The 13,456-nt window shown below is 63.7% G+C and carries 10 protein-coding genes and 1 tRNA gene; 7 read left to right on the forward strand and 4 right to left on the reverse strand.

Annotated elements, in window-relative coordinates; all coding sequences use genetic code 11:
- Window positions 1-148 precede the first annotated feature (148 nt).
- Window positions 149-224: transfer RNA gene (locus METH_RS12265), tRNA-Thr, on the reverse strand.
- A gap of 347 nt (window positions 225-571) precedes the next feature.
- Between METH_RS12265 and METH_RS12270 the strand changes: the two genes are divergently transcribed.
- A complete protein-coding gene (locus tag METH_RS12270; protein ID WP_024090795.1) occupies window positions 572-1,447 on the forward strand; it encodes a hypothetical protein in 876 nt (291 codons plus the stop codon).
- 74 nt (window positions 1,448-1,521) lie between these two features.
- Here METH_RS12270 and METH_RS12275 read toward each other — a convergent pair whose 3' ends face one another.
- Window positions 1,522-2,019, reverse strand: a complete 498-nt coding sequence (locus METH_RS12275) for a hypothetical protein (protein WP_024090796.1) — start codon at window positions 2,017-2,019, stop codon at window positions 1,522-1,524.
- Window positions 2,020-2,162: 143 nt separating this feature from the next.
- Between METH_RS12275 and METH_RS12280 the strand changes: the two genes are divergently transcribed.
- Both METH_RS12280 and METH_RS12285 read left to right on the forward strand, forming a co-directional pair.
- The gene (locus tag METH_RS12280) at window positions 2,163-3,152 is read left to right on the forward strand and encodes a hypothetical protein (protein ID WP_024090797.1); all 990 of its coding nucleotides are present in this window, start codon (window positions 2,163-2,165) and stop codon (window positions 3,150-3,152) included.
- A gap of 261 nt (window positions 3,153-3,413) precedes the next feature.
- A complete protein-coding gene (locus tag METH_RS12285) occupies window positions 3,414-4,721 on the forward strand; it encodes an O-acetylhomoserine aminocarboxypropyltransferase/cysteine synthase family protein (protein ID WP_024090798.1) in 1,308 nt (435 codons plus the stop codon).
- A 63-nt stretch (window positions 4,722-4,784) separates the two neighbouring features.
- Here METH_RS12285 and METH_RS12290 read toward each other — a convergent pair whose 3' ends face one another.
- Window positions 4,785-5,504, reverse strand: coding sequence for an SIMPL domain-containing protein (locus tag METH_RS12290; protein WP_024090799.1), 720 nt, complete (start codon window positions 5,502-5,504; stop codon window positions 4,785-4,787).
- A 176-nt stretch (window positions 5,505-5,680) separates the two neighbouring features.
- Between METH_RS12290 and METH_RS12295 the strand changes: the two genes are divergently transcribed.
- Window positions 5,681-8,323 carry a hypothetical protein gene (locus tag METH_RS12295; RefSeq protein WP_024090800.1) on the forward strand — a complete coding sequence of 881 codons (2,643 nt, stop codon included), beginning with the start codon at window positions 5,681-5,683 and terminating at the stop codon, window positions 8,321-8,323.
- 78 nt (window positions 8,324-8,401) lie between these two features.
- Here the strand turns inward: METH_RS12295 and hppD are convergent, their stop codons facing one another.
- A complete protein-coding gene (gene hppD / locus METH_RS12300; protein WP_024090801.1) occupies window positions 8,402-9,502 on the reverse strand; it encodes a 4-hydroxyphenylpyruvate dioxygenase in 1,101 nt (366 codons plus the stop codon).
- A gap of 153 nt (window positions 9,503-9,655) precedes the next feature.
- Between hppD and METH_RS12305 the strand changes: the two genes are divergently transcribed.
- The 3 genes from METH_RS12305 to METH_RS12315 all read left to right on the forward strand — a co-directional run bounded on the left by METH_RS12305 (window position 9,656) and on the right by METH_RS12315 (window position 13,420).
- Window positions 9,656-10,111, forward strand: coding sequence for an Lrp/AsnC family transcriptional regulator (locus METH_RS12305; RefSeq protein WP_024090802.1), 456 nt, complete (start codon window positions 9,656-9,658; stop codon window positions 10,109-10,111).
- A gap of 66 nt (window positions 10,112-10,177) precedes the next feature.
- Window positions 10,178-11,398 carry a PAS domain-containing protein gene (locus tag METH_RS12310; protein ID WP_024090803.1) on the forward strand — a complete coding sequence of 407 codons (1,221 nt, stop codon included), beginning with the start codon at window positions 10,178-10,180 and terminating at the stop codon, window positions 11,396-11,398.
- A 132-nt stretch (window positions 11,399-11,530) separates the two neighbouring features.
- Window positions 11,531-13,420, forward strand: coding sequence for a monovalent cation:proton antiporter-2 (CPA2) family protein (locus METH_RS12315; RefSeq protein WP_024090804.1), 1,890 nt, complete (start codon window positions 11,531-11,533; stop codon window positions 13,418-13,420).
- The last annotated feature ends 36 nt before the right edge of the window (window positions 13,421-13,456 follow it).

Raw genomic sequence — 13,456 nt, forward strand, 5'->3', positions numbered from 1 at the left:
TTTTAGAATGATACAGAAGACTTTTCCAAATGCTTCTAACGGTATCGGAATAAGCGGGTATCAAAACTCGCAAGTGGGGTCTTTAGTGGGGCTGGTGAGCCAATCCATTGAGTAAGTCTCTGATATTGCTTGTGTTTTTTGATAAAAATGGTGCCCCCACACGGACTCGAACCGCGGACCTACTGATTACAAATCAGTTGCTCTACCAGCTGAGCTATAGGGGCACTCACAATCACAGTCATCCAGAACCGGGGCCGGCGCGCGGCCAGGGAACTGAGTGTCCGGTGAAGAATACCTCCCCCGCCGGATCTGCTGGGCGACTGGTACTAAAGTACAGAATGACCGTCAAGCCGGTTTGAAATGCAAATTGCGCAACTGCGCCCTCCCCTCGCCGGGCCGGGCAGAACCGCTCTCCGCCGCCCTCCGCGGGGAACACCGGAAACAGAGACTGGCCGCCGCGGCGGGCACCGCGCCCTCCTCAGTGCAAACGCGGCGCGACCCGCAAGTTTGACCTCTCTGCTGCTGCGCAGTACTTCTGGGGGGCAAGAAACCCGCAAAAACAGGTCGGATCATGCAGGTCATCATTCACTGCGGGGCGCACGCCACTGAAGAAGATCTGTTGCTGAAGGCGCTGCTGAAAAATGCCGGTGCCCTGGCGGAACAGGGCACGGCGGTGCCAGGGCCCGGCCGCTACAGGTCCCTGCTGAAAGATTGCCTGGCAGCGATGAAGAACGGCAGCGCGGCCGAGGTCGCGCCGGAGATTCTATGGGACGCGATCCTGGATGCCCGCCAGGCGGACCGGGTGATTCTCTCCAACCCGCATTTCTTCGGTTCGCCGCGGCACGCGCTGCAGGACGGAAGCCTGTATCCGGAGGCCGGGGAACGGCTGCAGGCGCTGCAGGCGCTGTTTCCCTACGATCAGCCGGAAATCTTCATGGCGCTGCGCAACCCGGCGACATTCCTGCCAGCACTGTTTGCAAAGTCCAACCGGTCCATCGTGCAGAACGCATTGCAGGGCAGCGACCCGGTGCAGCTGCGCTGGTCCCGGCTGCTGGCGCAGATGCGGGATATGGTGCCTGGCATGCCGGTCACCGTCTGGTGCTATGAGGATCTGCCGCTGATCTGGGACCAGGTGCTGCGGGACCTGGGCGGGATGGAGGGCAATGCGCCGGTCAAGGGCGGGATGGATCTGCTGGCCGCCCTGATGAAGCCGGACGGAATGGCGCGTCTGCACGCCTATCTTGCCGCGCATCCGGATCTGTCGGAGATCCACAAACGCCGGGTCTATGCCGCTTTTCTGGACAAGTTTGCCCTCGAGGACGCGCTGGAGGAGGAGCTGGATCTTCCTGGCTGGACCACTGCCTTGGTCGAGGAGATGAGCGCGCGTTACGAGGAGGATCTTAATCTCGTCCAGCGGATGCCGGGCGTCACCCTGATTGCGCCCTGATTGCGCCCGCCCCGGTCCCTGCTCCGCCGCCGGGCTGCAGATCCGGCGCGCGGCAAGCGGGCGGCGGCCGCAGCTCAGTGCAGGGGCTGGCCGTTGCGTCCGAAAACCAGGGTTTCAGTGCTCAGGTCGTCATATGTGACCTCGACCGCAACCTGCTGCAGGGACCCCAGCGGATAACTGCGGTAGGGCATCCCGTCTTCATCCTTGATTATATTGGGGAAGCCTTCCTCCAGGTGGCAGTCCGGCAGCGGCCAGATTTCCGGCGGGTTGCCGTTCACCCCCAGCTTGACCTGCGCCAGCCCGCAGCGCCAGGACCAAAGATGGGTCACGTAGAGCAGATCCTGGCCGTCGAACTCGCGCACATGGATCCAGCTGCCGTGGGTCGCTGCCAGGATCGGTTTCACTTCCAGCGCAGTGGTAAAGCGCCCGGTGGCCTGCTGCGGCTCAGCCGCCAGTGCCGTTTGGGCTGATGCTGTCTGCGCTGCAACCGGAGCAGCTGCAGGTTCCGGACCGCCAGGCTGCGCCCCAGGCTGGGCTGTTGCCGCAAGAATGGCCAGTATCACGTCAATCATTTTTGTCCCTCCCCGGGTTGCGCCTCCTGCGGCACAGACCGTCTGAAATTGCCTGCAGGCCGGTTGCGCGGCGCCTTGCAGGCTTGTAGCTACTCTATCAGGCAGTCCTATCCGCCCGGAAGAGACGGAAAACGGGGAAAACAATGGTAAATGCCCCCTTCAACGTGATGATTATCGGCCAGGCCGGCCGTCTGCAGTATGAGGCACTGCTGTTTGCCGCCTCTCTGCGCCACTGTTCGCCTGGATTTTCCGGGCGGCTGTTTGTGGCTGTGCCGCAGCAAGGGCCGCTGTGGCAGAAGGACCCCGGCATCCGCAACCAGGAGGTGCTGCAGGCGCTGGCGGATCTCGGCGCCGAGATCCTGCCGTTTGAAAGCAAGGCCTTCGGCGCCGCCTACCCGTACGGCAACAAGATCGAAGCGCTGCAGGCGATGCCAAAGGACGAGCCGTTTGTGTTCTTTGACACCGACACGCTGATCACCGGCGAGTTGGCGGAGGTGCCATTTGACTTCAGCCGCCCTTCGGCCTCGCTGCGGGTGGAGGGCACCTGGCCCAAGCCGACGCTGTACGGGCCCGGCTACAGCGGGATCTGGCAATCGCTTTACAGCCGCTTCGGGCTCGACCTCCTGTCCAGTCTCGATCTCAGCCAGCCGGAGGAGTACTGGAAACGCTACCTCTATTTCAATGCCGGCTTCTTTTACGGCGCCTGCCCGCGCGCCTTTGGCAAGCGGTTCCTGACCTATGCGCAATCTGTCCGCAACGATCCGCCGCCGGAACTGACCGGCCAGACGCTGGAGCCCTGGCTGGACCAGATCGTGCTGCCGCTGGTGATCCACTCCTTCGGCGGCGGGCGCGATGCGCTGCCTGAGGGCTACCTGGACGGGCAGACGAGCTGCCACTACCGGCTGTTTCCGCTGCTCTATGCGCGGGAAAGCGACCGGGTGGTGGAATTGCTGCAGGAAATCGCGGCGCCGAACTGGCTCAAGAAAGTGCTGAAGGGGTACGAGCCGATCAAGCGCATGGTCTATCAGGGGCGCGGCGAAAAGGTGCGGGCGCTGTTTGACCGCGAAAACCTGCCGCGGCGCGAACAGGCGATCCGCAACCGGATCAAATCCGAAGGCTTCTGGATGCGCTGACACTGGCCTCCGGGTTTTGGCAACCGCAGGGCTCCCGCCCTCTCAAGGGTCTCCGGTGGAGCCCCTTCGAGGTTGGGTCCGGCGCCGCGCTCAGCCCGGCGCGCGCCATGCGCAGCATGGCGCCATGCCCAACCGGCGCAGGCGCCGCCAGAGGCCGGCGGCGGGCGGGAGCCATTTCCTTCGGCATTCCCGCAATTGCCTTCCCAGCGCAACCATGCTGTTGTGCGCCCGGAATAACAGAGCTTTCAGGGAGACCCATTCATGACCGACGCTCCGACATACGGTTTTGACACCTTGCAGATCCATGCCGGCGCCAAACCGGACCCGGCCACCGGCGCCCGGCAGACGCCGATCTACCAAAGCACCGCCTATGTGTTCCGCGATGCCGAGCACGCCGCCGCGCTGTTCAATCTGCAGGAAGTCGGCTTTATCTATTCCCGCCTGACCAACCCCACCGTCGCGGTGCTGCAGGAACGTCTGGCAACGCTGGAAGGCGGCGTTGGCGCGGTCTGCTGCTCCTCCGGCCATGCGGCGCAGATCATGGCGCTGTTCCCGCTGATGGCTCCAGGCTGCAATGTGGTCGCCTCGACCCGGCTATACGGCGGCACCGTCACCCAGTTCAGCCAGACCATCAAGCGTTTCGGCTGGTCCGCCAAATTCGTCGATACCGACGATCTGGACGCGGTGAATGCCGCCATCGACGAAAACACCCGCGCCGTGTTCTGCGAATCCGTGGCCAACCCCGGCGGCTATGTGACCGACATCCGCGCCCTGGCGGATATCACCGACACCGCCGGCATCCCGCTGATTGTCGACAATACCTCTGCCACGCCGTATCTGTGCAAGCCGATCAACCAGGGGGCGACGCTGGTGGTCCACTCCACCACAAAATACCTCACTGGCAATGGTACCGTGACCGGCGGCTGCGTGGTTGACAGCGGCAATTTCGACTGGTCCGCCAGCGATAAATTCCCGTCGCTGTCCGCCCCGTCGCTGTCCGCCCCCGAGGATGCCTATCACGGGTTGAAGTTCCACGAGACCTTCGGCCCGCTCGCCTTTACCTTCCACAGCATTGCCATTGGCCTGCGCGACCTTGGCATGACGATGAACCCGCAAGGGGCGCATTACACGCTGATGGGTGTTGAGACGCTGTCGCTGCGGATGCAGAAACATTGCGAGAACGCCGAGAAGATCGCGGCCTGGCTCGAAAACGACAGCCGCGTTGACTACGTGACCTATGCGGGCCTGCCGTCCTCGCCCTATTACGAGCGCGCCCGGGCCTGCTATCCCAAGGGCATCGGCGGCCTGTTCACCTTTGCCGTAAAGGGCGGCTATGACGCCTGCATCAAGCTGGTGGATTCGCTGGAGATTTTCAGCCATGTGGCCAACCTGGGCGACACCCGCTCGCTGATTATCCACTCAGCCTCCACCACCCACCGGCAGCTGTCGCCGGAACAGCAGGAGGCGGCAGGCGCCGGCCCGAATGTGGTGCGCGTCTCCATCGGGATCGAAGACGCAGACGACCTGATCCGCGATCTGGACCAAGCGCTGGCCAAAGCCTGCGGTTAAGAGGCTGCGGGAGCCTGAATAATTAGGCCGGGCACCCTGCCCGGCTTTTCCTGTTGCCGCTGGTTACTCGCCGCCCGGCACAGTCATGTCGAAGACGACCGAGACATTGTGGCTGAAGGTCAGCTCCCCGGCTTCGATCGGCATCGCGTCGCTGCGGGCCATTTCCATTACCATCATCGGACGCCCGCCACCGCCGCCCTGCTCATTGATTGAACGCACCGGTCCCAGCTCCATGCCTGCCGCTTCGGCCAGCTGCTGCGCCTTGCGGATTGCATCCTTGACCGCCTCGCTGCGGATTTGATCGGTGACCGCCGACGGATCCGCCACCCCGAAGCTCAGCCCCTGAAACTGATTGGCGCCGGCCCTCAGCACCGCATCCAGAACCGGGCCCAGCCGGTCGAGGTCGCGCACCCGCACCATCAGCGTGTTCGACGCCTGAAACCCGGTGATCTCGCGCCGTCCGCCGCTGTCATAGGACCGGTCTTGCGACCAGACCGGATGCATCGAGATCTGCCGGGTTTGCAAGTCCTCCGCAGCAATGCCGCCGTCCTTCAGCCGGGCGATCACCGCGCCCATCGCATCTGATACGGCTGCCATCGCGGCGGCGGCTTCCCCGGCTTCCTCGGTGACGCCCAAGGTAATGGTTGCCAGCTCCGGTGCCACCTGCATCGTGCTTTCTCCGGTGACGGAGATCTGGCGCAGCGCAGCGGCCTCGCTTGCGGCCAGGGCGCCGGCGCTCATCGACAGCATCAGCGCCGCCGCCAGAATTTTCTTTGCCTTCATAGTGAAAAGCTCCTTTTACAATGCCTGCTAGATGGGGACGGCAAACTGCCGCCTGCAAGGGCTGGCAGACGTCTTTTCCTTTCACTCGGCAGGTTCCTGCTTTAAAGTCCGCGGTAAAACACCGGGCGCGTCAGGCGGCCCCGGGCAGTATGGATTTTGATGGTTTGACCCAAGGCATGAAACCGGCTTTTGCTCTTTCGCTTTCCTCTGATGGCATCGAACTGATTTACCGGGCCAAGGACGGCTGGCGCAGTGTGGGCGGCACCCCGTTTGACGCCGATGATCTGCCCGCTGCGCTGGCAGCGATGCGCGAGGATGCGCAGCGGCTGGCGCCCGGGGAGATCTTCTGCAAGCTGGTCCTGCCCGATAACCAGATCCGCTATCTGACAGCGGAAACCGGCGATCTGCCCGCTGAGGCGCGGATCGAAGCGGCCCGCCAAGCGCTGGAGGGCACAACCCCTTATCCAGTGGATGAGCTGGCCTTTGACATTTCCATCGAGGGCAGCCGGACCCATGTTGCTGCCGTGGCGCTGGAAACCCTGGACGAGGCTGAGACCTTTGCGGTCGAGCACGGGTTCGGCCCGGTCAGTTTTGTCGCGGCGCCGGAAGCCAGCGGCTTTCGGGGCGAACCCTTCTTCGGCACCACGCGGGCGATCCGCGGCACCGAGGTTGAACCGGACGATACGGCTGTCAAGATAATCGGGCCTGCTGCACTGGCGCCGCCCCGGACCGAAGACAGCGCGGATACCGGCGCAGCCCCGGCCCTGACCGGAGACAGCACAGTACCGGCAACGGTTGCCGCCGTTACGGAACCCCTGGCAGAGCCCGCAGGGCCGGAAGCTCTTGCTGAGGCGGAAGAGATGGCTGCAGCCGCCAAACAAATGCCTGAGACGAATGATGCCCCGCAGGCCGCCCGCAAGGACGGCCCGGCGGAATCGCCTGCCAAGCCCGCCGGGGGGGCGGAAGACCCGGCGCAGGATGTTCCGGGTTCTGCCGGTCAACAGGCCAAGGCCGGCCCCGCGGCACGTGCAACCGCGCCGGCGGATCCTGTGCCGGTCTCAGCCGCGCCATCCCCGGTGCCCCCTGCGCCGCTGGCGGCCGCGCACCAGCCGCCGGCAGCGCCCGCCGCCGTGAAACCGGCGGCGGCAGCAATTGCGGTCAAAAAACCGGATACCGCAGTCCTTTCCGCGTCCCGCCCGCCAGTGCCGCCGACCCCCTTGGCGGTTTCCGCGCCGCCGGCCGGCACGGTTCCACCTCAGCCAATTCCGCCGGCGCCGGCCGTCATGCGGGACACCGCCCCGGCAGCCGCCGCGCCCGCGGCCTCACAGTCGCCGGCCCCTCAAAAGGCCGCCGAAGGCAAGCCACGCTATCTGGGCGTGATCCTGACGGCTGTTCTGCTGCTGTTCATGGCAACAGTTGCGGTCTGGGCAGTTTTTGGCGAGGGCGGGTTCTTCGCCGCGGCCCCGGAACAGGATTCCGGCCCGGCGCCTGCCCCTGCGGTCAGCTCCGAAGACCGGCAGCCGGAGGCAGGCGCCCCCCGGCCGGCCGCCCCCGCCGCCGCAGACGGCCCCGCCACGGAAACCGCCCCTGCCGCCATCGCACCGCAGGTGAGCGTGCTGGCGGACCAGCCCGATCCCGGCCTGCAGGAAACCGGCGCAGCACCGGCAGAGGGGGAAACCCTGGGGCAAACTGCGCTGGCTGACGGCAGTGAAGCAGACGGGCTTCCGTCGGCCGAGGATGAAGCCGCCGCCGATGGTGCAGAACTGCCCGAAGAGGGAACGGATACCGCCTTTTTGGACCCACGTGCCCTGCAGCCGGGCGGCGCAGCGGAAAGCGCAGCTGCATCCGCTGAACCCGAGGCGGAGGAACCGCTGGATGAACTGGCGCAGGCCGCGCGCTATGCCGCGACCGGGGTTTGGCCGGTTGCCCCCGGCCTGGGCGACATCCCCGCCGCGCCCCGCCTGGACGAGCTTTATACCGCCTCGGTCGACCGCACGGATATTGCAGCCGATGCCGTCGCGCTGCCGCAGCCGGACGCCTTTGCCGGGGATGACGAACCCGGCTCTGTTGCCTCTCCCGCCGTGGCAGGATCCGCGTTTGATCTGGACGCGCGCGGATTGGTCAAGGCCACCCCCGGAGGCACGCTCAACCCCGATGGCATCACGGTTTACCTTGGCCGTCCGGCAAAAGTGCCGCCGCGCGCACCGGATCGCAGCGACCCCGCCGCCGAGGCACTGGCCGAAGAAGTGGCGCGCAATCAGGTGCTGTCGCGCAAACGCCCCAAGGCGCGGCCTGCGGATCTGGAGGAACAGGTGGAACGGGCGCAGCATGGCGGGCTCAGCCGGGCTGAACTGGCCAGCTTGCGCCCGCGCCAGCGGCCCGCCAGCCTGAAGCCCGCAGAAGAAGAGCAGCTGCCGGTCACCGCCCAGGCCATTGCCGCTTCGGCGGTGCCACGCAAACGGCCCTCCAATTTTGCCAATCTGGTTGATCGCGCCCGGCGCAATGCGCAGAACCAGGTCCAGACCGCCGCCGCCGTGCCCGCTGCCGCCGCCGCGGCGGCGCCGCGTATCCCGACAGCCGCATCGGTTGCCCGACGCGCCACTGTCGGCAATGCCATCAACCTGCGCAAGCTAAACCTGATCGGGGTCTATGGCACCGCGTCGGACCGCCGCGCATTGGTCCGGCTGCCCTCGGGCCGCTACAAGAAGGTGCAAGTCGGCGACCGGATCGACGGCGGCCGGGTGATTGCAATCGGCGAAAGCCGGTTGCAGTATCAGAAAGGCGGCCGCAACCGCACCCTGGAAATGCCCAAGGGCTAGCCCCTGCCTGCCCTTCGATGCCTGCAAAAAAGCCGGACCTGCTGATCAGGCCCGGCTGTTTCCGTTTCTCAGATCCTATTATCCCGCGGCTTGGATCTCACCGTTGTTGATCTGCTCCTGCTCGATGGATTCGAACAGCGCCTTGAAGTTGCCCTCGCCGAAGCCGTCGTCGCCCTTGCGCTGGATGAACTCAAAGAAAATCGGCCCGATCACGGTTTTTGAGAAGATCTGCAGCAGGATGCGGGTCTCGCCGCCGTCCACAACCCCTTCGCCGTCGATCAGGATGCCGTGTTTTTTCATCCGGTCCAGCGGTTCGTCATGGCCGTGAACCCGCTCTTTGGACATCTCATAGTACGCATCATTCGGGCCGGGCATGAACTTCAGCCCCTTTGCAGCAATCGCATCGGTGCTGGCATAGATGTCGTCGCTGCCCACAGCGATATGCTGGATGCCTTCGCCGTTGTATTTTTTCAGATATGAGACGATCTGCCCGGTTTCCCCCCGGTCCTCGTTGATCGGGATCCGGATACGGCCGCAGGGCGAGGTCAGCGCGCGGCTGAGAAGGCCAGTGAACTTGCCCTGAATGTCAAAGAACCGGATCTCTTTGAAATTGAACAGCTCCTGATAGAACCTGAACCACTTGTCCATGTTGCCCTTGTAGACATTGTGGGTCAGGTGATCGAGATAGAAGAACCCGTCGCCGCGCGGCTTGGACTGCTTCAGCCACTTGAACTCGGTGTTGTAGGGCGAGGTGTCGTAGTACTGATCAATGAAGTAAATCAGCGAGCCGCCGATGCCCTTGATCGCGGGCACGTCCATGGTCTTGTCATCGCCCTCATAGGCTTCGGCGCCCTTGGCGACGGCATGTTCGAACGCCTTCTGCGCATCCGCCACCCGCCAGCCCATCGCCGGGGCGCAGGGGCCGTGCTGTTCCACGAATTTGGCGGCAAAGCTTTCGGGGTCGGCGTTCAGGATATAGGTGACATCGCCCTGCTGCCACAGCTCCACCAGCGGCTGATCCTTGCGATGGCCTGTCAGCTCATAGCCCATCTGAGTGAACAGCTCTCGCAGCTCGTCCGGATCCGGGCTGGCAAATTCAACAAATTCAAAACCATCGGTGCCAGCCGGGTTTTCCGGGCTGATTTCGGATTTCGGGGCGTTATGCGGGAACGGACCCATTGCGCGTCTCCTTCGGATCATGCGGGAAGCCAAGTGAATTCTTGCATCAAGAATACCGCATATGCAGCGCAGGTTTTCCGCATTATTTCGCACCCGCACCTTGAAATGCGCGCAAGATTCGCGCCAGGATGACAAAAAATGGAAAAAATACGCATGCTTGACCCTGCCGATACCAAACTGCTTGCAGCCCTTCAGAAAAACGCCCATCTCACCGCGCAGGAATTGGGCGAGATGCTCAACCTTTCGCCCAGCCAGGCCGGACGGCGGCGCCAGCGGCTGGAGGCAGACGGGTATATCCAAGGCTATTCGGCCCGGCTCGACCCCGCCAGGCTCGGGCTGTCGGTGCAGGGGTTTGTGCAGGTTCATCTGGGCAGCCACGGCCCCGAACAGTCCAAGGGGTTCGCCCGGCTGGTGGCCAGCCAGCCGGAAATCACCTCCGCCTGGACCATGACCGGAGAGGCCGATTACCTGCTGCGGGTCTACTGCGCCGATCTGGAGGCATTGAATACGCTGATCCACGGCATCCTGCTGCCCCATCCCGCTGTTTCCAGGGTCCAGAGCCAGATCGTCATGGCACAATTAAAACGCGATGCGCCGCTGCCGACTTAACCATCCGGGAAGGAATTCGGCGTAAGGATGCCCTGACCTATTCCGTAACCGAAAGTGGAACGTGCCGTGTCTTTTCTTGACCGCCGAGTTGAATCGCGCCCGACCAGCGGCGAGGCCCCGTTCGGCCTCAACGAGGTGTTCTTTTCCAGAACCGACAGCCGCGGTGTGATCGAGGCCGGCAACTATGTGTTCCGCCGGGTCGGTGCCTACTCCTGGGACGAACTGATCGGCGCGCCGCATAAGGTGATCCGTCACCCGGACATGCCCAAAGGGGTGTTCTCATTGTTCTGGGACACCATCCAGCGCGGCGAATTCATGGGCGCCTATGTCAAGAACAAGGCCAAGGACGGGCTGTATTATTGGGTGTTTGCCGTTGTGGCGCCCTGCCAGGACGGCTACCTGTCCGCCCGCATCAAGCCCAGCAGTGCCTTGTTTACCGAGGTGCGCGGTCTTTATGCGAAGATGCTCAAGCGGGAGACCGATGCGGGCGTCACCCCGGAGGACAGCGCGCAGTACCTGCTCGACTGGCTGAACGGCCAGGGCTACGAGAATTACCACCAGTTTGCTGCCCATGCGCTGAGCCAGGAGCTGATCTCCCGCGATCAGGGGCTGAACCAGCCGCCCCACACCCGGATCCAGGATTTGACGGGCATGCTGCGCATGGCTGAAACCCTGGTCGAAGAGACCGAGGGGCTGATCACAGATTTCGATGCGATGCACACGATCCCGCATAATCTGCGGGTGCTGGCATCGCGGATCGAACCTTCGGGCGGCCCGGTCACGGTGCTGTCGCAAAACTACGGGTCGATGTCGCGCGAAATGTCGGATTGGTTCGGGGCCCATGTGATGGGCGAGAACAGCAATTTTGCCAAAATAAAATCCTCGGTGAACAGCAGCCTGTTTGTCGAAGGCATGGCGCGCATCCTGATCGAGTGCGACAACCAGCTGCAGCAGGAACGCCGCGAAATCGGCGAGGCCGACATGGAAAGCGAGCGCAAGATCCTGTCCGATCTGGTGCAGGATCAGGTCAAGCGGTCGAAGGACGGCATGCAGGAAGTGGATGAAGAAGCAGCCCGCATCACCAGCGCCTGCCAGATCATGCACCGGCATTTCCTTGGTCTCAGCTCCACCCGCGTGCTGCTCAAAATCGAAAGCGCGCGGCTGACCGATTCCGGCGAAACACTGGCTGACATCATTGACCAGCTGGGCGGCTTCCAGGAACGGATTTCGCGGCGGCTGGACCGGATCGGCAAGCTGAGCGAAGAAATCCGCCTGCTCGAGCAATAACCGGACCAGACAAAAAGACCTGGCCGATAGCCGGTCTGTGACTGCCGCTGACAGGCACCGGATTGCCATAACAAGCCGCCGCGGCCGGCAAACCCATTGCCAAGGCCCCGGCCGGCTTGCGATACCTTGACTATGGAAGAGTTCTTTTATCAAGCGACCATATATCTGGGGGCCGCAGTCATTGCGGTTCCTCTGGCTGCGCGCCTTGGGCTTGGCTCGGTTCTGGGCTATCTCGCTGCCGGAATCGCCATCGGCCCGATCTTCGGGCTGACCGGCACCGAAACCGAGGATTTGCGCCACTTCGCTGAGTTTGGCGTGGTAATGATGCTGTTCCTGATCGGGCTTGAGCTGGAACCGCGCGCATTATGGGCCATGCGGGACAAGCTGATCGGCCTGGGCGGGATGCAGGTGACGGCCTCGACCCTGGTTCTGATGGCCGCCGCCATGGCCGCGGGCGAACCCTGGCATGTCAGCCTGGCGGTCGGGCTGGCGCTGTCGCTGTCTTCCACCGCGATTGTCCTGCAGACGCTGTCGGAAAAGGGGCTGATGCGCACCGGCGGCGGCCGTTCTGCCTTTTCGGTGCTGCTGACCCAGGATATCGCGGTGATCCCGATCCTCGCCTTTCTGCCGCTGCTGGGCAGTTACGCGATCCCCCAGTTTACCACCGACGGCTCTATCAGCCGTGACAGCGCAGGCCATGGCGGCGGCCACGGGTCGCTGTCGCTGGTGGACGGGCTGCCGGGCTGGGCGGTGGCGCTTGTCACCCTGGCCGCAATCGCCTCTATCATCCTGGCCGGCATTTACCTGACCCGGCCGCTGTTCCGGTTCATCCACGCCTCCAACCTGCGTGAAATGTACACTGCGCTGGCGCTGATGATTGTCGTCGGCATCTCCTTCCTGATGACACTGGTCGGCCTCTCCCCCGCCCTTGGCGCCTTTCTGGCCGGGGTGGTTCTGGCCAACTCCGAATTCCGGCACGAATTGGAAAGCGACCTCAACCCTTTCAAAGGGCTGCTGCTGGGGCTGTTTTTCATCACCGTCGGCGCGGGTATCAACTACCGCCAGTTCCTGGCCGATCCGGGCGATCTGATCGGCTTGGCGCTGCTGGTGATCTTTGCCAAGGGCGTGGTGCTGTTTGCCGTCGGCCGCGCCTTCGGCCTGCGCCGCCGCCGTTTGTGGCTGTTCACCCTCAGCCTGGCCCAAGCCGGGGAGTTCGGCTTTGTGCTGCTGGCTTTTTCCACCCAGCTGAACGTCATTCCGGCGGCCCTGTCCGAAAAGCTGCTGCTGGTGATTGCGCTGTCGATGCTGATCACGCCGCTGCTGTTCATCGCCTATGACCTGCTGTCCAAGCGCATGGGCGATGCTCTGCAGGAATATGAACCTGACGAGATTGACGAGGAAGGACCGGTGATCATCGCGGGCATCGGCCGTTTCGGCCAGATCGTCAACCGGCTGGTGCAGGCCAGCGGTTTCAAGACCGTGGTGCTGGATCATGACATGGAGGCGGTGCAGCTGATGCGCCGGTTCGGGGTGAAAAGCTTCCTTGGCGACCCCACCAGGCCCGAATTGCTGAAAGCTGCAGGCATTGCCAAAGCCAAGGTGTTTGTGGTGGCGCTGGATGACCCGGAAGGCGTGGTCAAGATGGTCGCCTATGTGCGCCGGTCCTACCCGGAACTGCATATCATCGCCCGCGCCAAGGACCGCAACCATGTCTATGAGCTGTACAAGGCCGGCGCCGATGACATCGTGCGCGAGATGTTCGACAGCTCGGTGCGTGCAGGCCGCTATGTGCTGGAGAACGTCGGCCTCAGCGAATATGAGGCGGCACAAGCGGCGCAGACCTTCTATGCGCATGACCGCACCAATCTGCGCGACCTTGCACAGCACTGGATTCCCGGCGTGCCCGCCAGCCAGAACCCGGCCTATATCGACCGCGCCCGCGAGCTGGAGAAAGCCATCGAAAGCGCGATTTTCGAGATGGCCGAACGCAAGCGCAAGAAGTCCGCAGAAGCCGCCGAATAACAAAGGCCCGGGCGCAGACCCGGGCCTTGCGGCAGT

The sequence above is a fragment of the Leisingera methylohalidivorans DSM 14336 genome (assembly GCF_000511355.1).
In the GTDB taxonomy this organism is placed as follows: domain Bacteria; phylum Pseudomonadota; class Alphaproteobacteria; order Rhodobacterales; family Rhodobacteraceae; genus Leisingera; species Leisingera methylohalidivorans.